This is a genomic window from Acinetobacter indicus CIP 110367 (genome assembly GCF_000488255.1).
In the GTDB taxonomy this organism is placed as follows: domain Bacteria; phylum Pseudomonadota; class Gammaproteobacteria; order Pseudomonadales; family Moraxellaceae; genus Acinetobacter; species Acinetobacter indicus.
Genome location: NZ_KI530745.1, coordinates 117,686 through 131,571, shown reverse-complemented (window position 1 = coordinate 131,571; position 13,886 = coordinate 117,686). Strand labels below are relative to the sequence as shown.

Annotated in this window: 14 protein-coding genes; 10 read left to right on the top strand and 4 right to left on the bottom strand. The window is 45.8% G+C overall.

The genetic code is table 11. From position 1 onward, the window contains the following. Positions 1 to 16: 16 nt before the first annotated feature. Positions 17 to 1,048 (bottom strand): J domain-containing protein, encoded by a 1,032-nt coding sequence (locus tag P253_RS00670; protein ID WP_016659884.1) that lies wholly within the window; start codon positions 1,046 to 1,048, stop codon positions 17 to 19. Positions 1,049 to 1,302: 254 nt separating this feature from the next. On the opposite strand from P253_RS00670, the gene P253_RS00665 reads away from it, so the two are divergent. The 5 genes from P253_RS00665 to P253_RS00645 all read left to right on the top strand — a co-directional run bounded on the left by P253_RS00665 (position 1,303) and on the right by P253_RS00645 (position 5,516). Then, complete coding sequence (locus tag P253_RS00665) at positions 1,303 to 1,980, top strand: DUF421 domain-containing protein (protein WP_016659883.1); 678 nt, start codon at positions 1,303 to 1,305, stop codon at positions 1,978 to 1,980. A 361-nt stretch (positions 1,981 to 2,341) separates the two neighbouring features. Next, positions 2,342 to 3,286 carry a transporter substrate-binding domain-containing protein gene (locus P253_RS00660; protein ID WP_016659882.1) on the top strand — a complete coding sequence of 315 codons (945 nt, stop codon included), beginning with the start codon at positions 2,342 to 2,344 and terminating at the stop codon, positions 3,284 to 3,286. A 63-nt stretch (positions 3,287 to 3,349) separates the two neighbouring features. Continuing rightward, positions 3,350 to 4,093: an amino acid ABC transporter permease gene (locus P253_RS00655; RefSeq protein WP_005176049.1), complete on the top strand. Its 744-nt coding sequence runs from the start codon at positions 3,350 to 3,352 to the stop codon at positions 4,091 to 4,093. Further along, positions 4,093 to 4,776, top strand: a complete 684-nt coding sequence (locus P253_RS00650; RefSeq protein WP_005176046.1) for an ABC transporter permease subunit — start codon at positions 4,093 to 4,095, stop codon at positions 4,774 to 4,776. The genes P253_RS00655 and P253_RS00650 overlap by 1 nt, the downstream gene beginning before the upstream one ends. 14 nt (positions 4,777 to 4,790) lie before the next feature. Then, entirely contained in the window at positions 4,791 to 5,516 is a 726-nt protein-coding gene (locus tag P253_RS00645) for an amino acid ABC transporter ATP-binding protein (RefSeq protein WP_171066734.1), read from the top strand. 65 nt (positions 5,517 to 5,581) lie between these two features. Here the strand turns inward: P253_RS00645 and P253_RS00640 are convergent, their stop codons facing one another. Beyond that, positions 5,582 to 6,319 (bottom strand): carbonic anhydrase, encoded by a 738-nt coding sequence (locus P253_RS00640; RefSeq protein ID WP_016659880.1) that lies wholly within the window; start codon positions 6,317 to 6,319, stop codon positions 5,582 to 5,584. Between the two features lie 643 nt (positions 6,320 to 6,962). Further along, a complete protein-coding gene (locus P253_RS00635) occupies positions 6,963 to 8,354 on the bottom strand; it encodes an RNA-guided endonuclease InsQ/TnpB family protein (protein WP_016658436.1) in 1,392 nt (463 codons plus the stop codon). A gap of 72 nt (positions 8,355 to 8,426) precedes the next feature. Here P253_RS00635 and tnpA point away from each other — a divergent pair, with 72 nt between their 5' ends. Further along, positions 8,427 to 8,876, top strand: coding sequence for an IS200/IS605 family transposase (gene tnpA, locus P253_RS00630; RefSeq protein ID WP_016658435.1), 450 nt, complete (start codon positions 8,427 to 8,429; stop codon positions 8,874 to 8,876). A 388-nt stretch (positions 8,877 to 9,264) separates the two neighbouring features. On the opposite strand, the gene P253_RS00620 is transcribed toward tnpA, so the two are convergent. Beyond that, positions 9,265 to 10,521, bottom strand: coding sequence for an MFS transporter (locus P253_RS00620; RefSeq protein ID WP_016659879.1), 1,257 nt, complete (start codon positions 10,519 to 10,521; stop codon positions 9,265 to 9,267). Between the two features lie 154 nt (positions 10,522 to 10,675). Here P253_RS00620 and P253_RS00615 point away from each other — a divergent pair, with 154 nt between their 5' ends. The 4 genes from P253_RS00615 to P253_RS00600 all read left to right on the top strand — a co-directional run bounded on the left by P253_RS00615 (position 10,676) and on the right by P253_RS00600 (position 13,738). Continuing rightward, positions 10,676 to 11,302 (top strand): 1-acyl-sn-glycerol-3-phosphate acyltransferase, encoded by a 627-nt coding sequence (locus P253_RS00615; protein WP_005176034.1) that lies wholly within the window; start codon positions 10,676 to 10,678, stop codon positions 11,300 to 11,302. 63 nt (positions 11,303 to 11,365) lie between these two features. Then, complete coding sequence (locus P253_RS00610; protein ID WP_016659878.1) at positions 11,366 to 12,283, top strand: patatin-like phospholipase family protein; 918 nt, start codon at positions 11,366 to 11,368, stop codon at positions 12,281 to 12,283. Positions 12,284 to 12,393: 110 nt separating this feature from the next. Continuing rightward, on the top strand, positions 12,394 to 12,873 hold the full coding sequence (locus P253_RS00605; protein ID WP_005176030.1) for an NfeD family protein: 480 nt from the start codon (positions 12,394 to 12,396) through the stop codon (positions 12,871 to 12,873). A 10-nt stretch (positions 12,874 to 12,883) separates the two neighbouring features. Then, positions 12,884 to 13,738: an SPFH domain-containing protein gene (locus P253_RS00600; protein ID WP_005176027.1), complete on the top strand. Its 855-nt coding sequence runs from the start codon at positions 12,884 to 12,886 to the stop codon at positions 13,736 to 13,738. Positions 13,739 to 13,886: the final 148 nt, after the last annotated feature.

Below are 13,886 nucleotides of genomic sequence, written 5' to 3'. Positions count from 1 at the left end.
AAAAAAACAATATTCTTTACAAAACCCCATGCTCCAACAACATCCCTAGCCCACTCTCTTTCCCCATAAAACTCAGCCGTTGCTTCTCCGCTTTTAACTGATGCTTCACGTTCGACACATCCGCATCAATCTGTTTATACAACTGCTCAATATTGAGCTGCCCTTTGGACTTTTGCACCGCCATTTTGGCTTTATTTGACCATACAAGCGAGTTAATCAATTCCTGCATCTGCTGTTTTAAGGACTGGCTTTGTGCTTCTAACGCCTGTTGGTAAAACTTGAATTGTTCTGTGCTTAAACCTTTGTTTGAACCGTTTTTACTTTGCTCAACTTCAAGCTGAAGTTTCAGTAAAAAGAATAAATCTTCCTGTTCGTATGCTTCATTGGCACGTTGTAAAAGCTCGGTCTTTTCCTCTTTTTTAGCTTCATCGGGCTCACGATCAGGGTGAATGATGGAAGCAATCTTGAGATACACAGTTTTGAGTGATTGATTCACCATCTTTTCAACTTGCGCTTGTTTTTCTTGCTGACGTTTTAACTTGGCTTGCTCACGTGCTTGTTGGTATTGATCATTATTCCAATCTTCAAATACATCATCGGCTTGGACTGTTTCAGTTTCAGGCTCATCAAAAGTGTCTATATTTTTCTTCTTGTTTTTTTTCTTGCTGTATTCATCTGCCTGCTGATAATAGACATGCATTTTTTCCACTTCATCTAATTGCTTTTGACTCAGCAAATGTGAACCTTGTAGTAACCGCGCTAAAGTTTGGATTTTATCTTCCACCAATGCTGTATTTGATTTCGTGAAACTATAACTACTTAGACCATTCCAAAGTGTCTTCATCTGTTCATACAAAGTGCTATATAACTCACGATACGCAGGCATCAGCGCCTTTTGACTATAGGCACGAATGTCATCTTGGGCATGTTGCCATGCAAGCAATAACTGTTTCTGCTGTTCAATCTCATCAATTAAACGATTCAGCTTCTGATGCTGTGGTAAGACTTCAAGCACCATGTTTGGCATAGTTTTCAGCGCAAAAGGCATAGGGAAGATAAAGCAAAAGAGAAATTATACCTGATTTATGTGAAAGTATTTTTTGACTCATCTCAGTAAAACTGAAGCAAAGCAAAATCCTGAGCAAATAAGCCTTAACATTACATGGCTTCAGATCAGGTAATTTTTTGAATTAACCAAGTCACTCAAATCATTGCAGTTTATTACGCAACTATAAACATTCAGCCGCCGCAATTCATGCATAGTATCAACAAAGACCAACAGATTATAAAAAGGACATTCACATGGATTGGGCCAGTATTTTTATTCATGACACCACCTGGGCTTTTGCTGCTGAAATTAGCGTGCGTGCCATCCTCATGTTCAGCATGATCATTATTTTTTTACGTCTGACTGGAAAACGTGGTGTGCGCCAGCTGTCAATTTTTGAACTGGCGATTATTCTATCGCTGGGTTCAATTGCCGGCGACCCGATGTTCACCGAAGATCTGCCGCTGATTCAGGCCCTGCTAATCATGAGCATCGTGATTTTCCTGTATCGTCTGGTGACCTGGTTAATGATGAAATACCAGCCCTTTGAAGATCTGCTGGAAGGCAAGTCGCTGTATATTGTCGAAGATGGCGAGCTGGTCTTAGAAAAGATTAAACGCGGTAAAATGTCGCACGATGAATTCTTTGCCGAAATGCGCCAGCAAGGGGTCGAACATCTGGGACAGGTACGAGTCGGTTTACTCGAAAATGATGGCAAGTTTAGCATCCTGTTTTTTTCCAATGATCAGGTGCGTTACGGTTTGCCCCTGTTTCCCAAAGCCTGTCAGGAAATTACCGAAGTCAAACCGCATACCCATTACGCCTGCGTATACTGTGGCTATACCGATTTTTTGCAAAGTGCCGAGCAGATCTGCCCGCGTTGTGACAGCTGTCACTGGACTGAAGCCATCAATACCCTGCGGGTAGATTAATCGCGTGTTTTAAATCTCTGTGCCGGTTCATCCACCTTCGCCCAACCGTTTTATCTCAACTTTGGTCATATCTTGGTCTTTAATGGCCCAAGACTGGCACAGTTCCTGCTGTATTTTATTCATGCTTTTTGCTGCTATTTATCTAAAAAGTGGTTATTTCATAACGGTTTATCATTAACAAAACGGTTAAAAATTTCGCTTGAGCAATGCTGGAAATCTCGCTTAAGATGAAGCTATGCCGTTGTGCAGAGATAATTAAAACAATCTCATTTGCTTCATTACCTGATAAATCAGTTCCAGGATTGGAATTGCCATGAATAACAGCAAATGACCAATAATCAATACAAAAGGATTTTTGTACATGACCTCTAAACGCACCCTCACCTCCCTGTTTTGTGCCAGCGCATTCATGCTTGGCCTCAGTGCTTGTAGTGACAATAAAGCTCCAGCTGATGCCAATAGCAACACCAATGCCGCTGCCTCGAGTTCAGGCACCTTAGAGAAAATCAAAAAGTCCGGCACCATTGTGCTGGGTTATCGTGACTCATCCATTCCCTTCTCCTATATTGCCGATACGCCAAATCAGCCGGTCGGTTATGCGCATGACCTGCAACTAAAAGTGGTGGAAGCGCTAAAACAGAAACTGGAGATGCCAGATCTGAAAATCCGCTACAACCTGGTTACCAGCCAGAACCGGATTCCACTGGTCTCTAACGGGACGGTCGATTTAGAGTGTGGCTCGACCACCAACAATCAGGAACGCCAGCAGCAAGTGGCTTTCTCGGTCGGTTTCTTCCAGGTAGGTTCACGTTTACTTACGGCCAAAGATTCCGGTATTCAGGATTTTGCTGACTTAAAAGGCAAAAAACTGGTCACCACCGCCGGTACCACTTCTGAACGTTATATCCGCCAGCATGAAAAAGAACTCGGTATTGGCGAAATTATTTCAGCCAAAGACCATGCCGAATCCTTCCTGATGCTACAAAGTGGCCGCGCCGCTGCCTTTATGATGGATGATATTCTGCTGGCCGGTGAAAAATCCAAAGCCACCGATCCAGACAAATGGGTGATTGTCGGTACGGCGCCAATTCAGGAAATTTACGGCTGTATGCTGCGTAAAGGCGATACTGAATTTAAACAGGTGGTGGATGATGCCATTAAAGCCACCTATAGCTCGGGTGAAATCAACCAGATGTATAACAAATGGTTCCAGCAGCCAATTCCACCGAAGAACATCAACCTGAACTTTGAAATGTCCGATCAGCTGAAAGACCTGATTGCCAATCCGCACGATCGTGATCAGTAACACTCCAACATAAACCGGCTCAGGTAAACACGGATGCTTTACCTGAGTTTTTGAGGAGGACGTATGAATTATAGTTGGAACTGGGGTGTCCTGTTTCAGTCGACCGGCATTGGCGACAGTACCTATCTGCACTGGATTCTCGCCGGGCTGGGCTGGCTGCTGGTGATTGCCATTGTGGCCTGGAGTATTGCCATGCTACTGGGCAGCATTTTGGGGATTATGCGAACCCTGCCCAGCAAAACCGCCCGCACGATTGGCACCGCCTATGTCACCATTTTCCGTAATGTACCGCTGCTGATCCAGCTATTTATCTGGTTCTATGTGGTGCCCAATTTCCTGCCAGCACCCATCAAAAGCTGGTGGATGAATGATCTAGGCGCGCATACTTCGGCACTGATTTCAGCCAGTATCGGGCTGGGACTGTTTACCGCAGCGCGGGTCTGTGAACAGGTGCGCACCGGTATTGAAGCCCTGCCACGCGGACAGATCAATGCCGGTTATGCCATGGGTTTTAGTACCGCACAGTTATATCGCTATGTAATTTTACCGCAGTCATTTCGCACTATTTTGCCGCCGTTAAGCTCGGAGCTGACCAACTGCGTTAAAAACACCTCGGTCGCCTCTCTGGTCGGGGTGGCGGAAATTATCTCGCAAATGAAAACCATCAGTGAGTACACGCAAAACACCATTGAAATTTATACCATTGTCACCGTTATTTTTATTGTGATTAATATTTGCCTGATTCAGGGCATGAACCTGCTGGAAAAACGTTTACGTGTTCCCGGCCTGATTGCAGGAGAAAAATAATGGAATGGCTCACTGCATTTTTAAATGATTTACAACTGTCCGGGCCAGCGCTATGGCATGGTTTTACCATTACCTTAAAAGTGCTGGTCATGGCGACCATTGGCGGTATTCTAATTGGCACCCTGCTGGCGTTAATGCGCCTGTCTTCTATTCGCGTACTGAATCTGTTTGCACAAGGCTATGTCAATCTGTTCCGCTCGATTCCCTTGCTGCTGGTGCTAATGTGGTTCTATTTTGCGGTACCATTTTTCTACACCGCCCTCACCGGGAATTACCTGACCATTGATACTGCACTGGTGTCGAGTATCGTGGCCTTTATGCTATTTGAGGCGGCCTACTTTTCTGAAATTGTCCGTGCCGGGATTCAGTCCATTCCCAAAGGCCAGACTGCGGCTGCCTATGCGCTGGGCATGACTTATGGCCAGTCGATGCGGCTGATTATCTTACCGCAGGCCTTTCGCAAAATGACCCCGCTGCTGTTACAGCAGACCATCATCCTGTTTCAGGACTCCACCATGGTTTATGCCATTGGCCTGCTGGATTTCTTCCGTACCAATTATGTCCGCGGCGATTTAATGGCGCTGCTGACCCAATATATTCTATTTGCCGGGCTGGTGTATTTTAGCGTGAGTTTAATCGCCACCTATGCAGTGAAAAAACTACAAAGGAGGCTGACGGTATGACCGAACCCAAGATTATGATTGACCTCCAGAATGTCAGCAAATGGTATAAGGATTTTCAGGTCCTGACCGATTGCAGCACCCAGATTCGTCAGGGAGAAGTGGTGGTGGTGTGTGGACCATCGGGTTCGGGAAAATCGACCTTGATTAAAACCGTAAATGGTCTGGAACCGTTTCAAAAAGGCCAGATTCTGGTTGATGGGATTTCGATTAGCGATCCGAAAACCAATCTGAACCAACTGCGTAGCCGTGTTGGCATGGTGTTCCAGCATTTCGAGCTGTTTCCGCATTTAAGCATTACCGAAAACCTGACCATTGCCCAGATCAAAGTACTGGGCCGCTCGGAAACTGAAGCCAAACAGAAAGGGCTGGCCTATCTGGATCGGGTTGGTTTAAGTTCACAGGCCAACAAGTTTCCGGCGCAACTCTCTGGTGGGCAGCAGCAGCGGGTTGCCATTGCCCGCGCCTTAAGTATGGACCCGATTGCCATGCTGTTTGATGAACCAACCTCGGCGCTGGACCCGGAAATGATTACCGAAGTACTGGACGTAATGGTCGAGCTGGCGCGTGAAGGCATGACCATGATGTGTGTGACCCATGAAATGGGCTTTGCCCGCCAGGTCGCCAACCGGGTGATTTTTATGGATCAGGGTAAAATTGTCGAAGACTGCACCAAAGATGAATTCTTTAATACCCAGCGCGGTGAACGTGCCCAGCAGTTCCTAGATAAAATCCTGCATTAATCCATACGACCAAACATCCCAAATTAAGAAGCAGATCAGATGATCTGCTTTTTTTTCGTATTCGATTACTCCAGCACCAGACGCGCATTGGTCGGCTGTACCGGCCGGTTATTCGGATGTTCCATCAGCTGTGAAAAAGCCTGAATCTGCTGTCTCGAGGCCTGCTGAATCTGTTTGAAGACAATCCAGCGCACGCCTTCGGTACACGGCGGCGTGGTTAAAGAGCCGTTAAAATGATAATAATCCCGTTGCTCCGGTAAAAATGCCGCGGCTACATCCTGATGGTTTAAAATAATGGCCTCACCGGGTTGCTGCGGTAATTCCTGCCACAGCTGTTTCAGCTTCGGATTTTCCTGACCTTCCTGAAACATAATTGCCAGCACCGCCAGTTCACCCGCAGGTGTGGCATGTACCAGATGCATCTCCATCGCAAAACTTTGCCCCTGAATGGTGTTTTCACTTGGACTATGCAAATGGAACTGCTTGAGCTCAAAGACTTTCTGGTCCAGTTCCAAATAATTCCCCTGTTCAAAATTGACCTGAACCGTGCGCTGGTTATTCACAATGGTTTTAGCCTTGGCCGCATAGTTCAGTTTTAACGGCGGCAACTGCGCCGGTGTGGTCTGGGCAATATTAATAGGCGCCTGATTCATGCCAGCGCAGGCCTGATATTCCGGTTTTAACTGGCTCCATTTATCCGGCGCAGTCTGTGCCGCATAGCTCCAGTCAAAATGACTGCCCTCGGCAGCAAAAGCCATATTCATACTCAAAAGTGCAGTCGCTGCAAAAATACTCCGTTTCATTCTTCAACCTTGAAAACACATCATCAAAAGAGCCTTGATCATCCGTAACCTGCGCCGGCAGGACAAAACCAAATCTTCCAACTGTTTATTGCTTTTGTATCTGATTGGAGCGGTTTTTGAGCGTTATAATTCAGCCTGATGGCCTGATAATGACTTGTCCGGTGCATCGACTTATCAAGTTGTACTGATCAATCACGACGTTGCCGCCCAAACCCACCTTGGTTTCCAGTTCGATGGTGATGCTTTTTTATAAGTCCGGTACTAACAGTTTTCTGGCTGCTGGATCAGCGACTTATAAAACTGATGACACTCTGCTGGAATCAACCGGCAACAACATGAGGTATTGAAGAAGTAGATCAGCGATTCTGCTGGCGCTGGCCGATTTTTTAGCTCAGCTTTAGCATGGAATTTTCGCGGTCTTACTAGGTATGTTAAGTTTTCTACCGGGATGGATTGGCCTCGAATTTTAGCTGCACCAGCATGAAGCATGATTGACGTTGTGATTTAGCCAACGCCACTTGTCATTGACGAGTTGATCACAGGATTCATCACTAAAAATGGAATATCTAAACCAAACCAGCTGATGAGTATCTTGCTTAATGAACTACTCGGAGCTAAAGCAACCGAGTTTCCGTAGTGCAACCTAAGTTGCACACATCTCTTTTGACGCTTCATTGGTACTGCGAAAAAGGGCTTTAACACCCTTAGTCGTCTTACGAACACCTCTGCGCCCACTAGATGACAAATGATTGTCATCCAACAGCGTTCCACTGTCTAAAATTAAATTAATCGCCCTGTTCTTAATAACAACTGATGCATTGTGATCTGCATTGTCAATGTGTCCACAACTCACGCATTTAAACTTGTCTTGGCTTTTGCGATTGTCGGGGTGAGTGTGACCGCATAAAGCGCACTCTTGACTTGTATAAGAAGCATTGATGGTAAATACCGCTTTACCTAGCTTAACTGCTTTGTAAGCTAGGAATGATGCAATTCTATGCCAACCCACGTTCAGGATAGATTTGTTTAAGCCTGCTTTGGCTTTAGCCTTATTAGGAATAAATCGACCTGATTCATCGATCTTTGGTAAAGGCTTTTTAGTCATGCTCTTGGTATTTAATTTTTCAAAGATAAATACCTTAGCTAAACCATTAACTAGGCTATGACTTGTCTTATGAGCAAAGTCCTTGCGAATATTGGCTTTCTTAGAGTGATGCACCGCAATTCGATGTTTAGTCTTAGCTCTTCGGTTTGAGCCTTTTACTTGTCGAGCGAGTTTTCTTTGCAGTCGCTTAATGTAGCGATCTGCTTTTGTTAAATGATTCTTTTGTTCTTTAGAGAAATCAAATTCTTCATAGCCTGCATGAACAGGAATGGTGACACCACGATCTATACCAACCACTATTTTTTGTAGTTGTTCTTCGTCCATGCCCTGCAAATGATCTAACTGTCTTTTGGCGTATTTTTTAGCATCGAATTTCTTACCGTCAAACTCTTGAATCTCAACACCATCTTCATAGCAGAAAGAAACGAAATATTGACCACGCTCTTTGCGAATATAAAGGGATTTCGGTTCTTTAAAGTTAGCATGAGCCTTAAAACTTAATGAGCCTATATTAAATTTTTTACCACCGATATATAGCTTGCGCTTATTTCTTTCCGTGCGAAACTCGAATAAATCAGAGGTTAAATGAATCGAACCTTTATCTGTCTTCTTTTTACGTTTTGGTCGCCCACATAAACCTTTAATAGATTTTTTGAGTGTGTTGTACCAATTAACGGTTGAGTTCTTTTGTATTGTACTAGGGCAGTTTGCAAGCCATGAACTAATCTCATCTGATTTAAAGTGAGCGTATTTTTGATCTTGGGTTTCATAATAGTGATCAAAAGTTGCAAACTTACGGGCAAATCCTCGAAAGTATTTATCCTCATCGCATTTGGCATTCCAAACGAAACGAGCACAACCCATCCACTGACTTAAAATCAGCTTTTGATGTTGTGTTGGGTATGCTCTTAATTGGATGCCTGTTAGCAATTGAAAAACCTCTAGGTGTTGAGGTTATTTTAGCTTAAAATAAGGTTAAAGTAAATCTAGTATGAGGATAAGATGTACGAGTGGAGAACAGGTAGATCATGCATTTATAAAAACATTGTTCATTTAGTATTTGTTACAAAATACAGAAGAGATGTATTAACAAAAGACATGCTTTCCTCCCTAAAAGAGATTATGGAAGAAACCTGTTTGCAAATGGATTGTGAGCTTATTGAGTTTAATGGTGAAGATGATCACATCCACCTGCTTGTAAGTGTTCATCCAAAGCACTCAGTTTCCAACCTAGTTGGAAAACTGAAAGGGAAAAGTTCTTATGTTTTAAGGCGTTCATTTTGGGATGAAGTTAAGGAAAAACTATGGGGCAATCACTTTTGGTCGCCTAGTTACTGCGCTGTATCCTGTGGTGGCACAAGTTTGGATGTAGTGAAAAAATACATTGAAGAACAAAGAACACCAACGTCAGAAAAAAATGCTAAAAAGTCCATGTCATTAAAAAAGAGCTAACTCGCCCTTAAAAGAGCGAGAATGCGCTCTTAGTTTTGTTCAAGCGCCTGCAGCTGATCTGAATATTCAAAAGTCAGTCTTTCTGATCAGGAGCATCGATCTATGAGTTGATTGAACAGGAATTCGACAGTCTGCACGTCAGCGCCTGCATCTGTCTTAAATATGTCATAAACAGCCACTACACTGCTTGTCATCGGGATCGCACACCACTCCCTGCCCATATTCAGGGTCAATTCCAAGAAAGTGCCCTCCTCACTGTATAACATCAGCACAGCCACTATTCATTCAGCAAACGGCTGTGGGTCAAGGTGGAAGGCCATTATTTTTAATAAACTAGTTACGACTCCAGCGATTCCCTCCAGGATCGCTTTTTTTCTTTTTTAAGGGTTTATTTGTGCTGAACCGCCTCATCTTTGGGCAGGCTTCTGGCCCAGACCAGAATCGGAAGCAGACACAGCAGCGCAATCCCGCTAATCATCATTAAATAGCGTGCATAACCAAGCTGATCGCCCAGTATGCCGCTGAGGCTATACAGCCCACCACTGACGGTAGCCATCAGCGCCACCTGAAAAGTAAAATCGGTACCGGCCAGCTGTTTGCGGCTATAGTGCATCACCAAAGTGAGCATCACCACCAGCAGCATCGCCGAAATACCATCTTCCAGCGCATTAATCAGATAAATCAGCCACAGTGCTACCGCCTGCTGCTGTTCATACTGATAGGCCAGCCAGCTATAGGCGGCTAAAGCCAGAACTTTCAACACTGAAAACAGCACTAAAGCCCGAGCACGTGACATCACCCGGAGCAATAAGCCGGCCACACCTGCACCCAGTAACGCGGCAAACGCCCCCAGCATGGTCACATAAATACCAATCTGGGAAAAGCTCAGGCCCAAATCGACCATTAACGGTTTGAGTAATGGGCCAGACAGACCATCGGCAATTTTAAAACTGAGCAGCACCCATAACCACAGTGCCAAGCTGCGGCTCTGGCGAAAATAACCCAGATACTGGCGCACGACCTGCCAGGAAAAAGGCGTGGTCTTCTGCGCTGTTTTGGCTGCATGTTGCGGTTCACGATACAGTAAAATTGGCAAGGTATTTAAAAATACCAGTAGCGCCAGCATCAGAAACGTGGCCTGCCAGTGCAGCCAGTCCAAAGCCCAGAGCATGGCGCCCCCACCAACAATAAAGCCCAGCCGTGAACCAATCACCTGAAAGGTATTGCCCCAGTGCTGCTGCTGGCCAGTTAAAATATTCACCGCCAGTCCATCGGTGGCGATATCCTGCGTGGCCCCAACCAGATTCATCAGCAACAGCCCGAAAAAAAAGCCAAACAAATACAGCGGTTCATTCAGGGCCTGAATCGGGATAAATGACAGCCCGATTAACACCACGACACTCAGCAACTGAGTCGGAATAATCCAGGAACGGTAATGGCCCTGAGCGCTGCGGCCAAAGCGATCCACCCACGGCGCCCAGAAAATTTTAATCGACCAGGGCAACATTAACAGGCCAAAACCGCCAATATGCGCCAGCGATACCCCTTGCGCCCTTAAGATCACCGGCAAGGCATGGGTCATAAAGCCCACCGGCAGACCTTGCGCCCAATACAGGGAAAACAGCAACAGATAAAGATTCGGCATAGCAGCGGACATTCCTTTTTATTTCAGGCCAAGCGGATGGCTCCAGGCAAAACTGCTCAAACAAAAGCGTATTTTTGCTCTGCTTCCCCATTGAATAAAGTCGCAATATTTTGTAAAACTTGGCTGAGTTTCAGTAGGATAATACATAAAAACAATGACCAAGCAATTTCCTGTTTTACCTGATCAAGTACCTGGCCGCGGCAGCGCCCTGAGTCGAGGCTTTTTTAAATCGCTCTTTTTGGCCCAAGGCTGGCAGCTGAAAGGCGAATTTCCCAACCTTCCCAAAGCGGTGGCAATTATATCCCCGCATACCTCCAATATTGATGCCTGGCATGGCTTCGCTGCTTTGCTCGGACTGGGGCTAAAAGTCACCATTTTTGGCAAACATACCCTATTTAATACACCGTTAAAACCGCTGCTGGAGTGGATTGGGGTGGTGCCGGTAATTCGCCATGCGCCGCAGGGCCATACCCAGCAGATTATTGAAATTATCCGGCAACGTGAACAGATCTGGGTCGGCATGGCGCCGGAAGGCACGCGCAAACAGGCCGAGCAGATTCGCAGCGGTTTTTATCATATTGCCTATGGCGCACAAATTCCGATTGTGATGTTCTCTTTTGATTATGCGCATAAGACCATTCATATTCTTGGTGTGTTTCATCCGACCGGGCATTATGAACAGGATTTAGACGCGATTTATCAGCATTATGAAGGCAAGTTTTCTGCCAAAAATCCGCACTGGCTGGCCAAGCCGTTACAAAAACGCTGGCCCAAAGACTAGCCAAAACCGTATTTTTTTGCTGAGATGTGCGCATATTTTGTTGAATTAATCTCCTATCGAATCATGAAATTACTGCAATTTTCGACAGCCGGCCTGTTATTGCTGGCACTTTCCGGCTGTGATCGGGCGGTACAAACCCCAGTGACTCCAACGCCTATTCAGGCGCGTGAACCGGTGGTGGCCATTGCCTTAGGGGGTGGCGGTGCCAAAGGTTTTGCCCATATTGGCGTACTGAAAGTTTTAGAATCACACGGCATTAAACCGAAAATTGTAACCGGCACCAGTGCCGGCAGTTTTGTCGGCAGTCTTTATGCCAGTGGTAAATCACCGTATCAGTTACAGCAACTGGCCCTAAACTTTAAAGAATCTGATATTCGCGACTTAACCCTGAACCGTCAGGGCTTTGTGCTGGGCCAGAAACTGCAGGACTATGTCAATCAGCAGGTGGGTAACAAAGCCATCCAGCAGTTCCCGATTCGTTTTGCTGCGGTCGCCACCCGTCTGGACAATGGCCGTAAAGCCGACTTTATTAAAGGCAATGCCGGTCAGGCGGTACGTGCCTCCTGCAGCATTCCAAATGTGTTTGTGCCGGCGACTATTGCTGGCACCAAATATGTCGATGGTGGTCTGGTCAGCCCGATTCCGGTCAAAACCGCCAAAGATATGGGCGCCGATCTGGTCATTGCAGTGGATATTTCCGCGCGTCCAACCGGTAATACGCCCATGAATATGTGGGGCCTGCTCGATCAGACCATCAACATTATGGGCCAGCAGAGTATTCATGAAGAACTGCGCCAGGCCAATGTGGTGATTCAGCCTAAAGTTGGTCATATTGGCACACTGGATTTAAAAGCCAGCAACCAGACCATTTTAGAAGGTGAAAAAGCTGCCCAGCTGAAAATCCGCGCCATTGAAAAAGCCATCAGCGACTTTAAAAAATCTCCAGCCGCTTTGGCGCCACCACCCAAAGCCAAATTTTAACATCGGGGATTTTTTCATATCCAAGTCGGTTGTCATCTGCTACATTGAACAGCATACAGATTGATCTATATCAATGATTCTTTTTACAATCATTCGCGACGAGTCGATGTATGGAATTTGTTCTTGAACCCTGGCACTGGTTTGTTTTAGGCATTTTGCTGATTCTTTCCGAGCTGCTGCTGCCGGCTTTTGCTGCACTCTGGTTTGGCGTGGGCGCGCTGATGGTGGGCGTTTTATATCTGCTGTTCCCGATGATGGGCACCACCACGCAGCTGGTGATGTGGATCATTTTATCGGTGCTGTGTACCCTGCTCTGGTTTAAATTTATTAAACCACTGTCGATTGATAAAACCAAAGCCGGCCTGTCACGGGAAGCCACCATCGGCCAGATTGGTATGGTCATCCAGACCAATCTGGAGCATGATGAAGTGAAAGTCCGTTTTCCGATGCCGGTGCTCGGTTCTGATGAATGGAACTGCCGCACTCTAAGTCCGGTGCAGGTCGGTGATCGTGTGCGTGTGGTCGATATTCTTGGCAATGATCTGGTTGTGCAGTTGCATAGCCTGCAGAATGACAACGAAAAACAGTGAGTAATATAAAATGAATGCTGGCTCCATTATTGTTTTAGCCCTGCTGGCCTTTGTGGCCATCACCATTTTTAAAGGGGTGCGTATTGTTCCACAAGGCTATAAATGGATTGTGCAACGTTTGGGTAAATACCACACCACCCTAAGTCCGGGTCTGAACTTCGTAATTCCCTATGTCGATGAAGTGGCCTATAAAGTCACCACCAAAGACATTGTGCTGGACATTCCGTCTCAGGAAGTCATCAGCCGCGATAACGCCGTCCTGCTGATGAACGCGGTGGCCTACATTAACCTGACCACGCCAGAAAAAGCGGTGTACGGGATTGAAAACTATTCTTGGGCCATTCAGAACCTGGTACAAACCTCGTTGCGTTCTATTGTCGGTGAAATGGATCTGGATGATGCGCTGTCCTCACGTGACCATATTAAGGCACGTTTAAAAGCCTCGATTTCAGATGATATTGCGGACTGGGGTATTACCCTTAAAACCGTTGAAATTCAAGATATTAAACCATCCAACACAATGCAGTCAGCAATGGAAGAACAGGCGGCAGCAGAACGTCAGCGTCGTGCCACCGTAACCAAAGCCGATGGTGAAAAACAGGCAGCCATTCTGGAAGCCGAAGGCCGTCTTGAAGCTTCACGCCGTGATGCCGAAGCACAAGTGGTGCTGGCCGAAGCTTCGCAACGTGCTATTGAAATGGTCACGACAGCAGTCGGCGATAAAGAAATTCCGGTGGCCTATCTGCTTGGTGAACAATATGTGAAAGCCATGCAGGATATGTCGAAGTCGCCAAATGCCAAGACGGTGGTATTACCGGCCGATATTCTGAATACCATTCGTGGGGTCATGGGCCGACAAAACTAAGCACCTTTTTAGCCAAAAATAGACAGCCTGGATGCTGTCTATTTTTATTGCCTGAAAGAAAAATCAGTATTTCATGCAAAATTATGGTTAAATTTCGCCTTCATTTTTTGAATCTTTCAGGACTTGTGAGTATCCATCAAGAATTTGC

Bases quoted from the DNA above. Each gene is read 5' to 3' on its own strand.
- P253_RS00660 (WP_016659882.1), top strand. From the start codon at position 2,342: ATGACCTCTAAACGCACCCTCACCTCCCTGTTTTGTGCCAGCGCATTC.
- P253_RS00670 (WP_016659884.1), bottom strand. From the start codon at position 1,048: ATGCCTTTTGCGCTGAAAACTATGCCAAACATGGTGCTTGAAGTCTTA.
- P253_RS00655 (WP_005176049.1), top strand. From the start codon at position 3,350: ATGAATTATAGTTGGAACTGGGGTGTCCTGTTTCAGTCGACCGGCATT.
- P253_RS00605 (WP_005176030.1), top strand. From the start codon at position 12,394: ATGGAATTTGTTCTTGAACCCTGGCACTGGTTTGTTTTAGGCATTTTG.
- P253_RS00615 (WP_005176034.1), top strand. From the start codon at position 10,676: ATGACCAAGCAATTTCCTGTTTTACCTGATCAAGTACCTGGCCGCGGC.
- P253_RS00665 (WP_016659883.1), top strand. From the start codon at position 1,303: ATGGATTGGGCCAGTATTTTTATTCATGACACCACCTGGGCTTTTGCT.
- tnpA (WP_016658435.1), top strand. From the start codon at position 8,427: ATGTACGAGTGGAGAACAGGTAGATCATGCATTTATAAAAACATTGTT.
- P253_RS00645 (WP_171066734.1), top strand. From the start codon at position 4,791: ATGATTGACCTCCAGAATGTCAGCAAATGGTATAAGGATTTTCAGGTC.
- P253_RS00600 (WP_005176027.1), top strand. From the start codon at position 12,884: ATGAATGCTGGCTCCATTATTGTTTTAGCCCTGCTGGCCTTTGTGGCC.
- P253_RS00610 (WP_016659878.1), top strand. From the start codon at position 11,366: ATGAAATTACTGCAATTTTCGACAGCCGGCCTGTTATTGCTGGCACTT.
- P253_RS00640 (WP_016659880.1), bottom strand. From the start codon at position 6,319: ATGAAACGGAGTATTTTTGCAGCGACTGCACTTTTGAGTATGAATATG.
- P253_RS00650 (WP_005176046.1), top strand. From the start codon at position 4,093: ATGGAATGGCTCACTGCATTTTTAAATGATTTACAACTGTCCGGGCCA.
- P253_RS00620 (WP_016659879.1), bottom strand. From the start codon at position 10,521: ATGCCGAATCTTTATCTGTTGCTGTTTTCCCTGTATTGGGCGCAAGGT.